Annotated in this window: 14 protein-coding genes; 8 read left to right on the forward strand and 6 right to left on the reverse strand. The window is 56.9% G+C overall.

Going from position 1 to position 20,187, the window contains the following annotated elements; all coding sequences use genetic code 11:
• The 3 genes from HMPREF3143_RS26030 to HMPREF3143_RS19530 all read left to right on the forward strand — a co-directional run.
• On the forward strand, positions 1-6,673 hold a 6,673-nt coding region (locus HMPREF3143_RS26030; protein WP_254668444.1), incomplete at its 5' end, for an Ig-like domain-containing protein.
• A 72-nt stretch (positions 6,674-6,745) separates the two neighbouring features.
• A complete protein-coding gene (locus HMPREF3143_RS19525; RefSeq protein ID WP_070534130.1) occupies positions 6,746-8,926 on the forward strand; it encodes a type I secretion system permease/ATPase in 2,181 nt (726 codons plus the stop codon).
• The gene (locus HMPREF3143_RS19530; RefSeq protein ID WP_021242553.1) at positions 8,923-10,098 is read left to right on the forward strand and encodes an HlyD family type I secretion periplasmic adaptor subunit; all 1,176 of its coding nucleotides are present in this window, start codon (positions 8,923-8,925) and stop codon (positions 10,096-10,098) included. The genes HMPREF3143_RS19525 and HMPREF3143_RS19530 overlap by 4 nt, the downstream gene beginning before the upstream one ends.
• A gap of 35 nt (positions 10,099-10,133) precedes the next feature.
• On the opposite strand, the gene HMPREF3143_RS19535 is transcribed toward HMPREF3143_RS19530, so the two are convergent.
• Positions 10,134-11,018 (reverse strand): helix-turn-helix domain-containing protein, encoded by an 885-nt coding sequence (locus HMPREF3143_RS19535; protein WP_070534131.1) that lies wholly within the window; start codon positions 11,016-11,018, stop codon positions 10,134-10,136.
• A 276-nt stretch (positions 11,019-11,294) separates the two neighbouring features.
• Between HMPREF3143_RS19535 and HMPREF3143_RS19540 the strand changes: the two genes are divergently transcribed.
• Positions 11,295-12,758 (forward strand): EAL domain-containing protein, encoded by a 1,464-nt coding sequence (locus HMPREF3143_RS19540; protein WP_070534132.1) that lies wholly within the window; start codon positions 11,295-11,297, stop codon positions 12,756-12,758.
• 29 nt (positions 12,759-12,787) lie between these two features.
• Here HMPREF3143_RS19540 and HMPREF3143_RS19545 read toward each other — a convergent pair whose 3' ends face one another.
• The 3 genes from HMPREF3143_RS19545 to HMPREF3143_RS19555 all read right to left on the reverse strand — a co-directional run bounded on the left by HMPREF3143_RS19545 (position 12,788) and on the right by HMPREF3143_RS19555 (position 14,449).
• Positions 12,788-13,060 carry an ElaB/YgaM/YqjD family protein gene (locus HMPREF3143_RS19545; protein WP_008502294.1) on the reverse strand — a complete coding sequence of 91 codons (273 nt, stop codon included), beginning with the start codon at positions 13,058-13,060 and terminating at the stop codon, positions 12,788-12,790.
• A 119-nt stretch (positions 13,061-13,179) separates the two neighbouring features.
• Complete coding sequence (locus tag HMPREF3143_RS19550; RefSeq protein WP_008502293.1) at positions 13,180-13,848, reverse strand: epoxyqueuosine reductase QueH; 669 nt, start codon at positions 13,846-13,848, stop codon at positions 13,180-13,182.
• A 124-nt stretch (positions 13,849-13,972) separates the two neighbouring features.
• The gene (locus HMPREF3143_RS19555) at positions 13,973-14,449 is read right to left on the reverse strand and encodes a GNAT family N-acetyltransferase (protein ID WP_070534133.1); all 477 of its coding nucleotides are present in this window, start codon (positions 14,447-14,449) and stop codon (positions 13,973-13,975) included.
• 90 nt (positions 14,450-14,539) lie between these two features.
• On the opposite strand from HMPREF3143_RS19555, the gene HMPREF3143_RS19560 reads away from it, so the two are divergent.
• The gene (locus HMPREF3143_RS19560; protein ID WP_070534134.1) at positions 14,540-15,469 is read left to right on the forward strand and encodes a LysR family transcriptional regulator; all 930 of its coding nucleotides are present in this window, start codon (positions 14,540-14,542) and stop codon (positions 15,467-15,469) included.
• A gap of 83 nt (positions 15,470-15,552) precedes the next feature.
• On the opposite strand, the gene HMPREF3143_RS19565 is transcribed toward HMPREF3143_RS19560, so the two are convergent.
• Positions 15,553-16,050: a surface-adhesin E family protein gene (locus tag HMPREF3143_RS19565; protein ID WP_252909158.1), complete on the reverse strand. Its 498-nt coding sequence runs from the start codon at positions 16,048-16,050 to the stop codon at positions 15,553-15,555.
• Positions 16,047-16,670, reverse strand: a complete 624-nt coding sequence (locus HMPREF3143_RS19570) for a hypothetical protein (protein WP_070534135.1) — start codon at positions 16,668-16,670, stop codon at positions 16,047-16,049. The genes HMPREF3143_RS19565 and HMPREF3143_RS19570 overlap by 4 nt, the downstream gene beginning before the upstream one ends.
• Before the next feature lie 200 nt (positions 16,671-16,870).
• On the opposite strand from HMPREF3143_RS19570, the gene HMPREF3143_RS19575 reads away from it, so the two are divergent.
• The 3 genes from HMPREF3143_RS19575 (at position 16,871) to HMPREF3143_RS19585 (ending at position 20,147) form a co-directional block, all read left to right on the forward strand.
• Entirely contained in the window at positions 16,871-17,146 is a 276-nt protein-coding gene (locus HMPREF3143_RS19575) for a metal/formaldehyde-sensitive transcriptional repressor (RefSeq protein ID WP_021242544.1), read from the forward strand.
• Between the two features lie 30 nt (positions 17,147-17,176).
• A complete protein-coding gene (locus tag HMPREF3143_RS19580) occupies positions 17,177-18,295 on the forward strand; it encodes an S-(hydroxymethyl)glutathione dehydrogenase/class III alcohol dehydrogenase (RefSeq protein WP_070534136.1) in 1,119 nt (372 codons plus the stop codon).
• Positions 18,296-18,455: 160 nt separating this feature from the next.
• A complete protein-coding gene (locus HMPREF3143_RS19585) occupies positions 18,456-20,147 on the forward strand; it encodes a methyl-accepting chemotaxis protein (protein WP_070534137.1) in 1,692 nt (563 codons plus the stop codon).
• The last annotated feature ends 40 nt before the right edge of the window (positions 20,148-20,187 follow it).

A 20,187-nucleotide genomic window follows, 5' to 3' on the forward strand; every position in this document is an offset into this window, starting at 1 on the left:
CAACAGCATCGAACATACTCAAAACCTGATCGTCTCCGGCACCAGCGACGGGCTGGCGGCAGGCACAACGCTCACCGTGACCGTCAATGGCAAAACCTATGCGGCCTCCGTGCTGGCAGACGGCTCCTGGAGCGCGGCGATCCCGGCGGCAGACGTCGCGGCCTTCGCAGCAGGTACGGTCACCGTGATCGTGGCAGGCCAGAACGCGGCGGGCAACCCGGTGACCATCAGCCATGACGTGACCGTCGATCTGGCGGCGGTGGCTATCAGCATCGATGCGATTGCCACCGATGACGTGATTAACGCGGCGGAAAAAGGCGCGGATCTGGTGCTCTCCGGCAGCACGTCTAACGTGGAGGAAAACCAGACCGTTACCGTTACCTTCGGCGGCAAGACGTACACCGCTAAGGTGGATGCCGACGGTAACTGGACGGCCACCGTGCCGTCCGCGGATCTCGCGGGCCTGAAAGACGGTGACGCCAGCGTGCAGGTGAGCGTCACCAACGCGCACGGCAACATCGCGTCGGCGGGCCGGGAGTACAGCGTGGACGCGACGGCGCCAACCGTGACCATTGATACGGTCGCAGGCGATAACGTGATTAACGGCAGCGAAGCGGCTGCGGGCGTTGCTATCTCCGGCACCACCACGGCGGAAGCCGGGCAGACGGTCACCGTGACGCTGGGCGGTAAGAGCTATACCGCGCAGGTGCAGCAGGGCGGCGTCTGGAGCGTGAACGTGCCGGGCAGCGATCTGACCGCACTGGCGGATAGCGGCTACACCGTGCAGGTGAGCGTGAGCGACGCGGCGGGGAACCCGGGCAGCGCGGGTAAGACGATTACGCTTGATACCACGCCGCCGACCGTCAGCTTTAACGTGGTGGCGGGCGATGACGTGATTAACAGCGTGGAGCACGGCCAGGCGCAGATCGTCAGCGGGTCGGCAACCGGCGCGAACGTCGGGGATAAAGTGGTTATCACCCTCGGTTCGCACCAGTACACCACCACCGTTGACGCCAGCGGCAACTGGAGCGTGGGCGTTCCGGCCAGCGTGATTTCCGCGCTGACCGACGGCACCGTGACCCTCAGCGCGACCATTACCGACAGCGCGGGTAACAGCAGCACCCAGACCCATGACGTGGTGGTCAACACCGCCTCCGTGGCGCTGACGGTGAACACCGTTAGCGGTGACGACGTCATCAACGCGGCTGAAGCCGGTTCGTCACTGGTGATTAACGGTTCCAGCGCGCAGTTCGCCAGCGGGACCCAGGTCACCGTGACCCTGAACGGCAAGACCTATACGGCTACGATCCAGAGCGACGGCACCTGGACGACCACCGTACCGGCCGCCGACGTGGGCGCTCTGGCCGATGGCGCACGCTATCAGGTATCGGTGTCGGCACAGGACAGCGCGGGCAACAGCGCGTCGGCAACGCACGGCATCAGCGTGGATACCACTGCGCCGGTGGTGAGCATCGGGACGCTGTCGGTTGACGACATGCTGAACGCCGCGGAAGCGCAGCAGCCGCTGACCGTGCACGGATCTTCCAGCGCGGAGGCGGGTCAGACCGTTACCGTGACGCTGGGAGGAAAAACCTACACTGCGCTTGTCGGCAGCGACGGCACCTGGACGCTCGACGTGCCGGCAGCCGACCTGGCCACCCTGAGCCAGGGCGCGCTGACGGTCACCGCTTCGGTCAACGACAAAGCCGGTAACAGCGGCCAGACCACGCACACCTTAACGGTGGATACCGTCGCGCCAACCGTGACCATCAGCACCGTGGCCGATGACGATATCGTCAACAACGCGGAGCAGCTGGCGGGCCAGACCATCCGCGGCACCACCACGGCGGAACAGGGCCAGACGGTGACCGTCTCCTTCAACGGGCACAGCTATCAGGCGACCGTCGGGGCGGACGGATCGTGGTCGGTCTTCGTACCGGGCCGTGATTTCCTCGGCCTGAGCGACGGGGAGTACACCATCACCGCGTCGGTAAGCGACAGGGCGGGCAACCCGGGCAGCGCAACGCACGACGTGACGCTGAACGGCGATGTCCCAACCATCACCATTAACACCTTTGCACAGGACGACATCGTCAACGCCGCCGAGCACGGCACGCCGCTGGTCGTCAGCGGCACCACCGATGCGCCTGCAGGCCAGACGGTGACCCTCACGCTGAACGGCAAAACCTATGCGGCAACCGTCCAGAAGGACGGCACCTGGAGCTACACGGTCAGCAGCGCTGACGTGTCCGCGCTGGCAGACGGCGGTTCTTACGTCATTAACGCGCAGGTCAGCAACACCATCGGCAACAGCGCCAGCGATAACCATACCGTCACGGTGGATCTCACCGCGCCGTCGATGGGGATCAGCATTGATTCGCTGCAAAACGACACCGGCCTGAGCGCAACGGATTTCATCACCAACGACAGCCAGGTCGTCGTCAACGGCTCGCTGACCGCGCAGCTCGGCAATAACGAGAAGGCGCAGATCAGCCTCGACGGCGGCGTCACCTGGATCGACCTGACCGTGACCGGCACCACCTGGCGCTACGCCGATGGCCGCACCCTGACGGACGGGACGTATCAGTACCAGGTCCGCGTGATTGATAACGCGGGCAACGTGGGGGCCACGGACAGCCAGGACGTGGTGATTGACCTGACGAAGCCTGCGGCAACCACCATTACCGTGGATTCCATTACGCAGGATACCGGCCTGTCCGGCAGCGACTTTATCACCAGCGACAACCAGATCAGCCTTAAAGGCACGCTCGGCGCGTCGCTGGTCAGCGGCGACCACGCGCAGATCAGCCTGGACGGCGGCGTCACCTGGATCGACGTCAGCGTCAGCGGCCTGAGCTGGACGTATGTCGATGGGCGCACGCTGGCCGACGGGGATTACAACTACCAGCTGCGCGTGATTGACGATGCGGGCAACATCAGCGCCACCGCCTCTCAGGTGGTGACCATTGATACGGTTGCACCGGACGCCAGCAAAACGATCGCCATCGACAGCATCAGCGACGATACCGGCCTGAGCAGCAGCGACTTTATCACTCGCGACACGTCCCTGACGCTGCACGGCTCGCTCGGCGCGACGCTGGCCGACGGCGAATACGCCCAGATCAGCATCGACGGCGGCGTCACCTGGCAGAACGTGATCGTCACCGGCAACAGCTGGTACTACGTCGATAGCCGCACGCTGGGTAACCAGACCTATGACTACTACGTCCGCGTGGTGGATGCCGCCGGTAACGTGGGGGCCAGCGCCCATCAGCAGGTGACCGTCGATACGGTCGCCCCGGATGCGGCGATTACGGTGACCGTGGATAACATTACCGTGGATACCGGCTTCGATAATAACGACTTCCTGACCAGTTCGACCTCGTACACGCTGCACGGAACGCTCGGCGCAGAACTCGGCGCGGGTGAATTTGTGCAGGTGAGCATGGACGGCGGCACGACCTGGGTATACGCCACCGTAAGCGGTACGCAGTGGAGCTACAGCGACACGCGTACCCTGACCGACGGCAGCCATAACTACCAGGTGCGGGTCGTTGACCAGGCGGGTAACGTCGGGGCCACCACCTCGCAGGCGGTGACGGTGGATACCCAGGCGCCGCAGTACGGCATCACCATCGACAGCATCAGCGAAGACACCGGCCAGTCCGGGAGTGATTTCATCACCATGGACACCACGCTGACCCTCAACGGTTCGCTGGGCAGCGCGCTGGCAAGCGACGAGCGCGTGCAGATCAGCCTGGACGGCGGGAATACCTGGTCAGACGCCACGGTCACCAACCAGCGCTGGAGCTACACCGATACCCGCGATCTGCCTGACGGAGACTACACCTACCAGGTGCGGATTATCGACCAGGCGGGCAACGTGGGTTCCACCGCGTCTCAGGTCGTCACGGTAGACACCACGCCGCCGACCACGGTCGGTACGGTCGTGAGCTATACCGACGGCGAAGGCGAGCGTCAGGGCACCTTTGGCAGCGCGGTGGCAACGGACGATAACTCGCCGCTGATCAACGGGACGCTGAACCGCGCCCCGGACGACGGCGAGATCGTGCAGCTTTACCGTGACGGGGTTCTGCTCGGCCAGGTGACCATGAACGGCAGCGCAAGCTGGTCCTTCCAGGACAACGGCCTGAGCGACGGGAATCACACCTACATCGTGCGCGTCACCGACAGGGCCGGAAACTACACGGAATCGGACGGCTTTGTGCTGAACGTCGATACCAGCATTCCGACCACCACGGCGGCGATTACCGCGCAGACCACGTCGGATACCACGCCGATCGTCAGCGGTACCGTCTCCGCTGACCTGGTGAACGGTGAATACCTGGTGGTGACGGTGAACGGCAAAACCTACACCTCCCAGACGGGCGGTGCGGTGGTGGTCGACCCGGATCACAACACCTGGTATCTGCAGATCCCGGACGGCGATGCGCTGAGCGTGGCGAGCTACAGCGTGACCGCGCAGGTGAAGAGCAGCGCGGGTAACGGCAATACCACCGGTACGGCGACCGGCAGCCTGGTGATTGATACCACCTCGGTGAACACCGACTGGGCAACCACGGCGGGGAACAGCAACAACTCCACCATGACCCTCGGCATGAACAGCAGCGGTCTGTGGAATATCATCGCTAACGGCCAGTCTTACTCCAGCAGCGATAGCTCGACCTATGCCGGCAATACGCTGACTAACACCCGTAACTACTACGTGGTGAGCCAGACCGCCGCCGACTTTGACCGTAACGGCACGCAGGACATTTTCGCGACGGAAAATACCTACGCCGGGTCAACGCAGGTGATGTGGACCTACGATGGCAGCACCTATAACGCCAGCCAGCTGGCAATGGGCACCACCATCTGGTTCGGCGGCGTGATTGCCTACGATAAAACCGGGGATGGGTATCTGGACCTGGCGTACGGTGACTCCGGCGCGGACTCCATTACCTATCTGATCAACAACAACGGGGTACTCTCGCCTGACGGCACCTACGGCGGCGCGGGGTTCTGGGGACAGTTCACCACCATGCGTGAAATCTCCGGCGTCGATATTAACAATGACGGCACCGTGGATGTGGTTCAGCACACTAACCGCAGCGGCGCGTACTCGTTAACCGTGATCAACAACAACGGCAACGGCACGCTCTCCATCGGTCAGAACCTGACGAACGTGTTTGTGCCCAACGCCTCGAATACCACCACGGCGGCGTCCATGACGTGGGCGGACTTCAACGGCGATGGCTACATGGATCTGTACCTGGGCAGCAGCTACAACAACAACGGCGGGGTGATCTACTACAACGACGGCACCGGGAAACTCTCGGCCACCAAGAGCGCGGTCGAGGCCTCTAACGCCTCGGCGGGCTATCTGTCGGTGGCGGTGGACTGGAACGGTGACGGGCAGATGGACATCATCAAGCTCAGCACCTACGGCGGCTCGCAGACGGCGACCCTGTTCACCAACAACGGCTACGGCTCTACCTGGACCTCAAGCCAGCTGGCGTCCGGCATTGCTTACGTCACCGGCGTGGCGGCAGTGGACTACAACTGGGACGGCGCGCAGGATCTGCTGGTCTCTCAGCAGAACGGCAAGGTGGTGCTGGTGCAAAACAGCAAAACCATTGCTGATGGCACCGCGATGCATCTGCACATTGTCGACAGCGAGGGCATCAACGCCTACTACGGCAATACGGTCAACCTGTACAACGCCGCGGGCGTGCTGGTGGCCTCGCAGATCATTAACGCCCAGTCCGGTATCGGGTCGAACGACACCTCCGCGCTGGTGAGCTTCTACGGGCTGGATCCGAATGAAACCTATTCGGCCGAGATCCTGAAGATCACCAACGGCGTGTCGGATAACGTCACCTGGAGCGGTCTGGAAGCGGGCAACGGCAAAGAGGGCTACGTCCTGACGGCCGAAGCGGCCACAGGCGGCCACAGCGGAACCATTACCGGAACCGGGTATAACGACACCTTTATCGCAGAGCAGGGTACCTATACCTACAACGGTTCCGGCGGCTGGACTACCCATTCCGACCATGACACCTGGAGCAACACCGGTGGGATGGACGTGGTGGATTACCGCAACGCGACCTCTGGCGTGACCGTGGACCTGCGCCTCTCAACCGCGCAGGACACCGGCTTCGGCACCACGCGTCTGCTGAACATCGAAGGGATTAACGGCTCGGATTACGACGACGTCATCACCGGCAACAGCGGTGATAACCGGTTCGAAGGCCGCGGCGGAAATGACACCTTCAACATCGGCAGCGGCGGTCACGATACGCTGCTCTACAAGCTGATCAACGCCTCGGACGCCACGGGCGGTAACGGTCACGACGTGGTGAACGGCTTTACGGTCGGCACCTGGGAAGGGACGGCGGACACGGATCGTATTGACCTGCGCGATCTGCTCTCCGGCAGCGGCTATACCGGCACGGGCTCGGCGAGCTATGTGAACGGCGTGGCCACGCTGGACAGCAGCGCGGGCAATATCAGCGATTACATCCGTGTGGTGCAGAACGGCAGCAATACCGAGATCCAGGTTGACCTGGACGGTACCGGCGGTCAGTTCTCGCCAACCACCCTGGTGACGCTGAACGGCGTGCAGACGGATCTGGCAACGCTGCTGGCGAACCATCAACTGTTAATTGCGTAAAACAACGCCGCGGGGAGCAATCCCCGCGGCCTTTTGGCGTTTCTTTACACGAATTGCGTTACCCCGGAGATTATGAAGACACATCCACAGTACGAACCCTGGCTGCAGGGCATGCTCATCATCGCGAAGCACTACCGGCTGGACTTTTCGGTGGAGCACGTTCGGGTCACGATTAACCATGAAAGCCAGTCGCCGCGCCAGCTGGTGCTGGAGGAGATGGCGCGCCAGCTTGGGCTGGGGATGCGTGTGGTGGCGGCGGAAGCGGCATCCCTCGATCCTTGGCGCCTGCCGCTGCTGGCAGAATTCACCGGCGGGCAGATTGCGGTGATCAACCGCATGGACAACGAAGGCAACGTCAGCCTGCAGTTCAGCGGCGACGGCGGCCTGGAGACGACGCTGACGCGCGAGGCGCTCGGGTCGCGATTAAAGGGCCTGATGGTGCTGCGCCCGCTCGAGTCCACGCCGGATGCCCGCGTGGATGACTACATCAAACCGTATGAAAAAAACTGGTTCTGGCAGCTGGCGCTGAAGGACTGGCGACGCTACGGCGACATTATGCTGGTGGCGCTGGTCGCCAACTTCCTGGCGCTTTCCGGCATGGTCTTCTCCATGCAGGTCTACGACAGGGTGGTACCGTCGCAGTCAGAAGCCACGCTGTGGGTGCTGTTCGGCGGCGTGATGATTGCCATCGTGTTCGAATTCATCATGCGCATGCTGCGCGTGCACATTTCTGACGTGGTGGGGAAGCGCGCCGATCTGCGCATCTCTGAACGCGTCTTTGCCCACGCGCTGCGGATTAAAAACGGCGCACGCTCAAAATCAACCGGATCGTTTATCGCGCAGATCCGCGAGCTGGAGTCGGTGCGCGAGCTGATCACCTCGACGACCATTGCGGCCCTCTCCGATCTGCCGTTCTTCCTGCTGTTCGTCTTCATTCTGTGGATGATTGGCGGTCCGCTGGTGCTGGTGGTCCTGCTCGCCGTGCCGCTGTTGCTTATTCCTGGCCTGCTGGTGCAGCGCCCGCTGGGGAAACTCTCCAGCGAAGGGATGCGTGAATCCGCCATTCGTAACGCCACGCTGGTGGAAGCGGTGCAGGGCATTGAAGACATCAAGCTGATGCGCGCCGAGCAGCGTTTCCAGAACCAGTGGAATAACACCAACGACGTCGCCGCCAGCGTCGGCATGAAGCAGCGCTGGCTGACGGGCCTGCTGCTCACCTGGACGCAGGAGGTGCAGTCGATTGTTTACGCGGTGGTGCTGCTGGTGGGCTGCTATCTGGTCATCAGCGGCGACATGACCACCGGTGCGCTGGTGGGCACCTCGATTCTGGCGTCGCGGACCATTGCGCCGCTGTCGCAGATCTCAGGCGTGCTCTCGCGCTGGCAGTCGGCAAAAGTGGCCCGCAAGGGGCTGGACGACCTGATGCAGCGGCCGATTGACGATCCGCAGCACGGCAAGAAGGTGCACAAAGCCCACCTGCGCGGCGACTATGCGCTTGAGGACGTCGGGTTTTATTACGACGAGGAAGAGAAACTCACCGTGCTCAACATCAGCAAGCTGCAGATCCGCGCCGGAGAACGCGTGGCGGTGCTCGGGCGCAATGGCTCCGGCAAAAGCACGCTCCTACAGCTTCTGGCGGGCATGCAGGAGCCGCAGCAGGGCAGCATTCTGCTGGACGATATTGCCCTTAATCATCTCGACCCGGCCGACGTGCGTCGCGACATGCAGCTGCTGAGCCAGCAGGCCCGTCTGTTCTTTGGCTCCGTGCGGGACAACATCCTGATGGGCAACCCGCTGGCGACCGACGATGAGATTCACCAGGCGCTGGTCAACAGCGGCGCGCTGGAGTTTGTGCGCAAACAGAAAATGGGGTTGAACACCATCATCAACGAGGGCGGAACGGGACTCTCGGGCGGACAGCGTCAGGCGCTTTTGCTGGCGCGCGCCCTGATCACCTCGCCGACTATTCTGCTGCTGGACGAGCCTACCGCCTGGCTGGACGAAATGAGCGAGAAGCAGTTTATTCAGCATCTTCACACATGGCTGGGTAAGCGCCGGACGCTGGTGGTGGCGACGCATCGCCTGCCGATTCTGGACCTGGTCGACCGCATCATCGTGCTGGAAAACGGCAAGGTCGTGATGGACGGCCCGCGCGACGCCATCCTGCACCAGCACGGCATGGCGCCGCAAAAGACAGCACAGCGCACCGTGACCATGAAACCGGCGGCGGTTGCAGAGGAGGGCGCAGCATGAATGATTTCTCCCGTTTTAATAGCCGACTGAAAGAGCCGCGCCTTCCGCGCGCCACGCTGGTGGCATGGTCGCTGTTCGCCCTGCTGGCGGCGTTTATCGCCTGGGCGAGCCTGTTCCAACTTGATGAGGTGACGACCGGCAGCGGTAAGGTGATACCGTCTTCTCATGAGCAGGTCATCCAGTCCCTGGAAGGCGGCATTATCCACAGCCTGATGGTGCGCGAAGGCGACATCGTCGAGCGCGGCCAGCAGCTCGCGCAGCTTGATCGGACAAAAACCGAGTCGAGCGTGCTGGAGAGCGAGTCGCGTCTGAATGCGGCGCTGGCCACGGCGGCACGCCTAAAGGCCGAAGTTAACGACACGGAGCTGACGTTTCCCGAGGAGCTGGATGACGACGTTGAGCTGGTTAAGCAGGAAACGGCGCTCTATCAGTCCCGTCGCGAGAGCCTTGAAAAGGGGCTGGCTGGTTTACGTCAGGGTGCCGAGCTGGTGCAACGCGAGCTGTCGTTGACCCGTCCGCTGGTGACCCAGGGGGCGGCCAGCAAGGTGGAGGTGCTGCGTCTTGAGCGTCAAAAAAATGAGCTTGAGAATAAAATCACCGAGATGAAAAACCAGTATTACGTCCGCGCCCGTGAAGAGCTGGCGAAAGCCAATGCGGAGATTGAAGCCCAGCGTTCGGTGATGAAGGGTCGGGAAGACTCCCTGACCCGACTGACCTTCAATGCGCCGGTTCGCGGGATCGTAAAGGATATTGACGTCACGACCGTGGGCGGCGTCATCCCGCCGAACGGCAAGCTGATGAGTCTGGTTCCGCTTGACGATCAGATGGTGATTGAGGCGAAAATTTCGCCGCGCGATGTGGCGTTTATCCATCCTGGCCAGAAGGCGCTGGTGAAAGTGACGGCCTATGACTACTCCATTTACGGCGGGCTGGAAGGGGAAGTGACCATGATTTCACCGGACACCCTGCAGGATGAGGTGAAAAGAGATGTTTATTACTATCGCGTCTATATTCGTACCGACAGTAACCATCTGACCAATAAGCAGGGTCAGGAATTTCCGGTCTTTCCGGGCATGATTGCTACCGTAGACATTAAAACCGGCAGCAAAACCATTCTGGATTATCTGTTGAAACCGCTGAACAAGGCAAAAGAGGCGCTGCGGGAAAGATAGGTGAAGGGCGTTCGGAACACCGAACGCCTGGTGGATTATACGGTTGACGTCACGTTGTGAGGGTGGCGTCGCTCTTTAGGAACCACGTTGATGTAATGCGTGACATACGCAAAATATAATCCGGCATAATTTTCGACGAGTTCGATAAACGCCGGATAGACCGATAGCCGACCATCACCCCGATCTTTCAGATAGCCCGCCTCCTGAGCTGATTTGATAATCTGGTTGACGTGGATGCGCGATACAAAAAATTCTTTTGCGAGCGTGCTGGCTGAATAGTCAATAACGGCACCATGGGCGGATTTGTTTTTCATAGCCTGCAGGTAAAGATAAAGCATAATCATACGGCCACCATCTTTATCAATAAATAATCCTACTTCAGGCAAAACCTTTCTGAACGTTAATCCCCGAAAAAGATATTCTGCCGCGCGGCGGAAGAAGTTACTTCTCAAAATATCATTGTCCAGCAGGTTTACATTAATATTAAATGTCGGATAAAGAATGCTGACGGGCAAAAAAGCGCCGGACATATAACGCTTTAGTTCATTCAGGCCTTTTTCGGTTGGCGCGATTCTCGTCTTTCGTCTGTCTTCTGTACAGCGCCAGGTCCTGATGCGCCCGGTGGTTCTGAGTATCGTAATGATCGCAATAACGCTGTTGGGGCTGGCTATCTTATAGCGAGAACATAACTCTTTAATTTCAGAAACTGACTCGGCCTGATTGCCAAAAATAAAACAACACATGGAGAGGATAATGTTGAACCGTGATTCCTGTAGCATTGTCTTGTAGAACAAAGGTTGTTTTTTGTAGATGGTGTCATTAATTGTGTAGTGCTCTAATATTGCCTCACCGAATCGTGGATTGCTCTTTATGACATCCCTTCGATGTAGCAAGGCCCTGGATGAGATATGATTATCCATAGCATTTTTCTCGTATTTGAATGAGCCGATAGATGAAGTGTCCAGTCTTCTTTTTCGGAATTTTCATTATACCCTGAGAATAAAATATTTGCCGTGGTTATTTGAAAAGAAAAGTATAGTTAAACGTTTGTGATTAACGCAAAGATGTTCCGGTGAATTAGACTGATAACAGTTTCTTAACCCTGGGTGCTACTGTAAAATTATACTACGCAACAGATGAAATAGATTTTACGCATACTCAAACAGAAATGGCGCTTTGGTGCCCAGGAGCAGGTTATGACCCAAAAAATGTCTCTCAAAAATGGGGTTTGCGATGAACATAAATTTGTCATCTCAGCCTGCGGCTTCACATTTCAGGGGTATTGTTCGATCCTCAATAAGTACGGAATCCACGCTTCCCAAATTCACTTTAACGGAGATGAGGTATCCCAACAGGATGTTGAAAATATCCTTAAAAATCAGGATGCCCATATCGTGGTGTTCCTCGGGAAAGGTGTCGTCAATCTCCTGGAAAGCCTGAAGCGACTGGCCTCGGTACTCAATGCACTCCCCGTTATTCGGCTTGTCACCCTGTATGGTGATATTCCTGACGGCTGGCTGTACCGCACGCTGGGCAGTCTTTTAAATAACAGTTATCAATTATCATTGATTCGCGTTGCCAGCGTTTCGGACATAGTAGGCTGTTTTAATACCCATTACAAAAGCTTTAAGGATCGTTCACGTGTATTACGCGAACGCTACATGGATATTGGCTCTGAAGAAAATCTAAAGTGGTTAACAAGAAGAGAGATTGACGTTTTATTAAATTTCTATCGTGGTATGTCCGTAAAGGAAATGTGCGATAGAATGGGGTTGTCGAATAAAACGGTTTATACCCACCGAAAAGAAGGTGTGCTTAAATTACGTTTAATTAAGCGCTGGTTACACGATCCGCACAATTTTAAAGCAGATAAACCTGATAAACACCCGCGTCAAAAAGTGGGGCTCACGGAAAAAGAAGCCGAAATTTTTAATGCGTTACGTAATCGGGAAATATTCCCGGCATATCAGATTATTACCGATCGAGATAAAAAAGGGGTTGGGTTTGAAATCCTGATTCGCTGGAATAAAAACGGTAAAATTGTCAAGCCTGCCAGTTTTTTAACGGATGTTTCCAATCATGAAATCTGGCTGAAAATTACGGCGTTGGTCATCCATGCCGCCGTTTCAGGTATTAATAAGTATAACGGGAAATACTATTTTTCAGTGAATATTCCGCCTCGTCTGGCGTCCGGGAATGCTTTGCCTGATATGGCACGGAAAGCCATTGGCATGCTGCTCAAACCGCAGTGGGCTGAAAAGCTGGTTTTTGAATTTGCAGAAGATATTGACGTGACGAAGGACAAAAGGATCCCTGAAACCATGCGGCATTTACGCAATACGGGGTGTCGATTGTTCCTGGATGACTGCTTCTCTAACCATCAAACCATGTTCCCGGTGCGCCAGGTGCATTTCGATGGGCTTAAGCTGGATCGGGACATCGTTGAGCATTTTGTGGCAAACGACAATGACTATAATTTGATTAAAGCGATACAGGTTTACAGCGACATGACCGGAACAGACTGTATTGCAGAAGGGGTTGATAGTGAAGAAAAGTTTGAGAAATTAGTCGAGCTGGGCGTCAAGAACTTTCAGGGATATTATTTATCGCGTGCCGTGAAAGAGGAGGAGTTAGACCGCATGGTCAGGTTGTTTAGTTAAGAAAAAATAAAGCCCCGAAGGGCCCTGGGTTATTTCCGGCCCAGCAACAAGCCGAGAACAATACCGATTGCACCCGCGGCAACGAGGCCGGTAAGGGGATTGTTTCTGACGGCTTCAGTGACATCGGAAACGGCATCGCTGGCCTGAGCGGCATATTTTTTAGCAGCACCTTTAACCTGATGTTTTGGTGAATCAACGAATTCACCAAACTGCTGCTGCGCTGAACCTGCAAGTTCATCAAATTTATTTTTTGCTTTGTCTTCAGCAAACTGGGTGTTTTTATCAGTACCGAAATCAGACATTTTTGCCTCCTTTTGTTGATAGTTAAAGGATAGCCGCTCTTTGTGGATACGGCAGACGAAAGGCTAAATTCGGCACCTGAAAGGGCGGTTTTCGGATATATCTCTATACCCGGAACCCGTTATTTCTCATTGTCATCCTGACCGTAAAACAGTTTCCCAATGCGGATCAGCGGGCGGCCCTGTGACTTACGGTGCAGGTTACTGTCCCTGAGCGAATAAACGCAGCCGCAGTATTCCTGCTGGTAAAACTGTTCCCGCTTGCTGATCTCAATCATGCGCGAGGAGCCACCCTGTTTACGCCAGTTATAGTCCCAGTACACCATACCCGGATAGCGCGCCGCCGCACGCTGGCCGCAGTCATTTATCTGCTGCATGTTCTTCCAGCGGGAGATCCCCAGCGAGCTGCTGATGACGCTGAATCCATTTTCTGCCGCATAGAGCGCCGTACGCTCGAAACGCATATCGAAGCACATGGTGCAGCGGACGCCGCGCTCGGGTTCCCATTCCATGCCTTTCGCGCGCTCAAACCAGTTATCGGTGTCGTAATCGGCATCAACAAACGGCACGCCGTGCTTTTCCGCAAAGCGAATATTCTCCTCCTTACGAATGAGGTATTCCTTTTGCGGATGGATATTGGGGTTATAGAAGAAAATGGTGTACTCAATGCCCGACGCCTGAATAGCCTCCATCACTTCACCGGAGCAGGGGGCGCAGCAGGAGTGCAGCAGCAGTTTGTCAGCGCCGTTTGGCAGGGTGAGTTGAGGGCGGATAAAAGGGGCTGTCGTCATGGCGTTCTGCACTATGTTTATGAAATTTATGGAAGGGTAGCATAAATTCATAATCTGTTGAGACGGGATCGACGCAGGAAAGCGCGATCCCGCGGGGCGGGATCTTCTCGGGTATGACGTGCCGCTATTCGGCAAATTTGAGCAACGCTTCTCCGTCAAGACGGTAGCGCACCCATTCGGACTGCGGCAGCGCGCCAATGCTCAGATAAAAATCGATGGCGGGCTGGTTCCAGTCCAGCACGCTCCATTCAAGGCGACCGCACTGCCGTTGTATGGCGAGCTGGGCGATATGTTTCAGCAGTGTTTTTCCCGCCCCCAGGCCGCGATAAGCTGGGGAAACATACAGATCTTCCATATAAATCCCGTTGCGGCCAAGCCAGGTTGAATAGCTGGTGAAGAACACGGCATAGCCGGCGATCTTGCCTTCACACTCCGCGATCAGCGCTTCGGTTTTAGTACCTGCGCCAAAGAGCGTTTCCCGGATCTCCTCCGGTGTGGTAACCACTTCTTCCGGGGCTTTTTCATACACCGCCAGCTCATAAATCATGGCGTAAATGGCTGCCGCATCTTCGGGGCGTGCCTGGCGAAGGGTGATACTCATTGTTTTACCTGCTTTTTAGCGTGCGTCTTGATTGATGGCGTTAAGCATACGGCGTATTGTCTGAAGAATTAAGTGCAATGAAATCAACAAATGATGAATATTATGCATCCGGCCCTGAGACGTCTTGATTTAAACCTGCTGCCCGTTTTCGACGCGATTTACCGCCACAGCTCCGTTCGGCTGGCCGCTGACGAGCTGGCGCTGAGCACATCCGCGCTCAGCCATGCGCTGTCGCGCCTGCGTGCCACCCTGAATGACCCGCTGTTTTTCCGCGAAGGGCATCGCATGTCCCCCAGCGTGTATGCTTCTCAGCTCGCGCCTTCCATTGCTTCCGCACTGTCGTTCCTGAATCATGAGCTGACTCCGCAGCCGGAGTTTGATGCAGCCAGCAGTTCGGAGTGCTTACAAATTGCGATAACGGACTTTACCGCGCTGTGCATTTTCCCGGCGCTGATGCACAAACTGCAGCTTACTGCCCCGGGCTTGCGTTTCGAATTGCGCTATCTGCCGCACAGCCCGGCGCTGACGGAACTGCTGGCGGGCGAGGTGGATCTGGCGCTGGGCTTCAGCACTCAGGATGATATCCGGCACCCGGAGCTGGAAGAGATCGACTGGTTTGAAGATGAGTATGTGGTCATCAGCAACGCGCGCCGGACGCGTCTCACGCTGGAGGAGTATCTCGCGGCCCGACACCTGGTGGTGACGCCATGGAATGAGAAGCAGGGCGTTCTTGACGTACGGCTTGAGCAGCTGGGCTATACCCGACAAATCGCGATCAAAACGCCGTCGATGCTCAGCGCACCGTTTATCGTAGCGGAAAGCGACCTTCTGATGGCCATCCCTCGATACGCCGCTGAGAAGCTGGTTAAGGCAGCAGGCCTGAGGATTTTTCCTTTACCGTTCTCGATACGCTCGTTTGAAGTGAAAATTTACTCGCATAAACGCAGCGGCCAGCGGGGCGCGACCCGCTGGCTGAAGGAGGAACTGCAGATGCTGGCGCAGGCTGTCAGGGGACGGTAGGCTATTTGTTAGCGGACAGCCCAGCCCGCGCTTTAATATAGAGCAGAGCGAGTCTGTCCATAGAAGCTTAGGTCCTGAAGATTTTATTCATCCAGTAACGGTTTTCGATTATCTTTCGCTGGCTCTGGCTTGAGTTTTTCAACGGGAATACTGCACATGCTTTCCGCTATTATCCCAAAAAGAGAGTCTTTCGGGTAACTTTCCCATTGTCCTACATCCTGTGTCACATGTACGACATCACCTTCTGCGAACGGTTTGGAAAAATAGGTTCGCGCCATAATAGCACGCTGGTTTTTGTCGCAATTAATCACGTCGATTGCCCGGGAACTCGCTATGTAGACGGGAGGATGTTTTATAATGAGTGTCTTCTCGGCGTAGTTATTGATGAAATAAAAGCGGCGTAAGCGGTCGTTACCCTGATAAGTTGAAATCACCCGAAGATCGATATACGAAGCAATTTTCTTATCTTCAAGGATTTTTATGACGCCTGCCGGTGGCTTGGGGGTAGACTGGGGCTGGGGTTTACTTGTCCCGGTACAACCTGTCAGCATAAGTAATACCAGCCATGTTAGCTTTTTCATTTCGCATCCCCTGCGGATAAATCAGGCCGTAATGTCGTCAGCATGTCAGGCGTTACATTTCCCTGAACGGTACAGAGCAATAATGTCCCGTCTTTACCTTTGCTAAGCATTAACAGCTTTTCGGTACTTTCTTTTGCCGGAGCAATACCTGACACCGCCTGCGCGTTGTCTTCCCAGTCACTGTTTGGGTTGATTTTAATCATTGTCTGAGAAACATAATCATCTCCCGCCTTTTTCCAGGATAAATGATCAAGTCTGGACATTACTTCTTCTTGCGACTCTTTGAAAATGAGTCCCCAGTAATAGTACTTACCGTAATTGATTTCATCGAGATTGCTGGTTTGCAGGTAATATCCCGATACCGTCAGATTTAATTCCTGCAGCGGTTGAGCAAACCAGATGGTGCGATTGCCGTTTTCAGGGGCTTTGAACCAGGCCTGCGAATGCTTGTTGAGCGTTAAGGGGGCTACGCGGCTGAGTTTGGCTCGCTGATGATAAATCTCGTTGAAAAAGGTTGAGTCGCAGCGGGTCAACGTTTGTGTCAACGTGCTGGCGTGAACCGCGGGTGTGGCTACAGCCATACCTGCTATGAGCCCAATGGAGGAGATGAGTTTACGCATGTAATATCCCTATATTAAAAAAAGACCCTGTTTTTATCGGCTTATCAGGATGAGACTTTACGCTTTTTTATTTTGCTTCGTTATCTGGCGTATTCAATGCCTCCCCCGAGTTTTGTACAAAACCTCAACCCTCTCATCTTTAGGTTTACACAGCGGTAACAAAATAGGTACCATACCCCCCTATAGTATCAGGAGGGCGTATGCCGCATTCACCCGAAGATAAAAAACGTATTCTTACCCGCGTCCGCCGCATTCGGGGCCAGGTTGATGCCCTTGAACGCGCGCTGGAGTCGGGCGACCCCTGTCTGGCCATCCTGCAGCAAATTGCCGCCGTGCGCGGGGCTGCCAATGGCCTGATGGGCGAAATGGTTGAAATTCACCTCAAAGATGAGCTGGTAGCGGGGGAAACCACGCCGGATCAGCGTGCCGTTCGCATGGCGGAAGTCGGCCATTTACTGCGCTCTTATCTAAAATAAATCCACATACCTGACAAGAAGGGAAGACATATGAAATCTCGCGCTGCAGTTGCATTTGGCCCCGGCCAGCCGCTCAAAATCGTTGAAATTGACGTGGCACCGCCGAAGAAAGGCGAAGTGCTGATCAAAATCACCCATACCGGCGTATGTCATACCGATGCGTTTACGCTCTCTGGCGACGACCCGGAAGGCGTCTTCCCGGCGGTGCTCGGCCATGAAGGCGGCGGGATTGTAGTAGAAGTGGGCGAGGGCGTGACCAGCCTGAAGCCGGGCGATCACGTGATCCCGTTGTACACCGCGGAATGCGGCGAGTGTAAGTTCTGTAAATCCGGCAAAACTAACCTCTGCCAGGCCGTTCGCGCCACCCAGGGGAAAGGACTGATGCCCGACGGGACGACCCGTTTCTCGTACAACGGCGAGCCAGTTTATCACTACATGGGCACCAGCACCTTCAGCGAATACACCGTTTGCGCGGAGATCTCGCTGGCGAAGGTGAACCCGCAGGCGCCGCTGGACAAAGTCTGCCTGCTGGGCTGCGGCGTGACCACCGGTATTGGCGCGGTGCATAACACCGCAAAAGTCAAAGAGGGCGATACCGTGGCGGTGTTCGGTCTCGGCGGCATTGGTCTGGCGGTGATTCAGGGCGCGGTGCAGGCGAAGGCCGGTCGTATCATTGCGGTCGACACCAACCCGGAGAAATTCAGGCTAGCGGGTGAAATGGGTGCGACCGATTTCGTGAACCCGAAAGATCACGAGAAGCCGATTCAGGACGTTATCGTTGAGATGGCCGACGGCGGCGTGGACTTCAGCTTCGAGTGTATCGGCAACGTCAACGTGATGCGTTCCGCGCTGGAGTGCTGCCACAAAGGCTGGGGCGAGAGCATCATCATTGGCGTGGCCGGTGCGGGCCAGGAGATTAAAACCCGTCCATTCCAGCTGGTCACCGGGCGCGTATGGCGCGGTTCCGCGTTTGGCGGCGTGAAGGGCCGTACCCAGCTTCCGGGTATGGTTGAAGATGCGATGGTCGGCAAGATTCAGCTCGATCCGTTCATTACCCACCGCTTACCGCTGGAGCAGATCAACGAGGCGTTTGATCTGATGCACGAAGGAAAATCCATCCGTACCGTTATCCATTTCGGCGACAAGTAACTCTTCTGCCAGCGGTTTTTCGCCGCTGGCATTTCTTTAATAATCTTCTCTAAAGTGTGACCAGTGCGGCGTTTTTAGCCGTAATCTAAATCTCTGCCGTGCCGATGACTATTTAACAGGCGTGTTTTTACGCATCTTACCTACAAGAGAGTCGACGGTCATGGACAACACTACTTCGATGCTGGCGCAGCGCAAGCTGGGCTTCTTGCATCACATCAGGCTGGTTCCGCTGTTTTCCTCCATTCTCGGTGGCATTATTCTTCTGTTTGCCTTGAGCTCGGGTCTGGCAGGGTATTTCCTGCTGCAGGCCGATAACGATCAGCAGGATGTCACATCCGAAATTCAGGTGCGTATGGGGCTGTCGAACAGCTCAAACCATCTGCGAACCGCGCGTATCAATCTGATCCACGCCGGTGCGGCAAGCCGTATCGCAGAGATGGATGCGATGAAGCAGAACATCAGCGAGGCGGAAACGCGTATTAAGCAGTCCCAGGAGAGCTTTACCGCCTACATGAATCGCGCCGTGCGTACCGCCGAGGGCGCAGCGCTGGATGCGGAGCTTAAGACCCGGTATGACGCCTATATCGCGGGCATGCAGCCGATGGTCAAATTCGCCAAAAACGGCATGTTCGAAGCGATTATCAACCATGAAAACGAAACGGCGCGTCCGCTGGATGACGCGTACAACGCCGTACTGCTGAAGGCGATTAAGATCCGTACCGACCGTGCCAATGCGCTAACGGCGCAGGCGCACAGCCGCACGCAGCTGGGTCTGATGTTTATGGTGGGCGCGTTTGCGCTGGCGCTGGTGCTGACGGCGATGACCTTTGTCGTGCTGCGCCGCACGGTAATCAATCCGCTGCAGCGGGCAGCGAAACGTATCGAGAATATCGCCAAAGGCGACCTAACGATGCCGGACGACGTGGCCGGGCGCAGCGAAATTGGCCGCCTGACGCGGGATCTGCAAACCATGCAGCACTCGCTTGAAAAAACGGTCGGCACCGTGCGTCAGGGGGCGGAAGAGATTTACCGCGGCACCAGCGAGATCTCTGCCGGTAACACCGATCTCTCTTCCCGCACCGAGCAGCAGGCTGCCGCCATCGAGCAGACCGCCGCCAGCATGGAACAGCTTACTGCGACGGTGAAACAGAACGCCGATAACGCCCATCATGCCAGCAAGCTGGCGGAAGATGCCTCCGGGAAAGCCACCCGCGGCGGCCAGATGGTCTCCGGCGTGGTGAAAACCATGGGCAATATCTCCAGCAGCTCGAAGAAAATCTCTGAAATCACCGCCGTGATTAACAGCATTGCCTTCCAGACCAATATCCTGGCGCTTAACGCGGCGGTAGAAGCGGCGCGGGCGGGTGAACAGGGGCGCGGATTTGCCGTGGTGGCCAGTGAAGTGCGCACCCTGGCAAGCCGCAGTGCGAATGCCGCAAAAGAGATCGAAAGCCTGATCAACGAATCGGTTTCACTGATCGATCAGGGGTCCGGTGAAGTTGTTGCCGCCGGTAACACCATGAATGAGATCGTCGAAGCGGTGAAGCGCGTCACCGACATCATGCTGGAGATTGCCGCGGCGTCCGATGAGCAGAGTCGCGGTATCGTCCAGGTGAGCCAGGCGATTTCGGAGATGGATAAAGTGACCCAGCAGAACGCCTCGCTGGTGGAAGAAGCCTCCGCGGCGGCGGCGTCTCTGGAAGAACAGGGCGCGCGTCTGACCGAGGCGGTTGGGGCGTTTCGGTTGAGCAGTGCGAAGCCGAACCGCGCGGTGGCGTCAGCGCCAGTGGCGACGAGCGCGCCGTTGCGCCCGGCGGCGACAGTTTCGGGGGATAACTGGGAGACGTTCTGAGTCGCGTGTTTTGTCGGGTGGCGGCTTCGCCTTACCCGAC

It is taken from the genome of Enterobacter sp. HMSC16D10 (assembly GCF_001807145.1).
Lineage (GTDB): Bacteria > Pseudomonadota > Gammaproteobacteria > Enterobacterales > Enterobacteriaceae > Enterobacter > Enterobacter roggenkampii.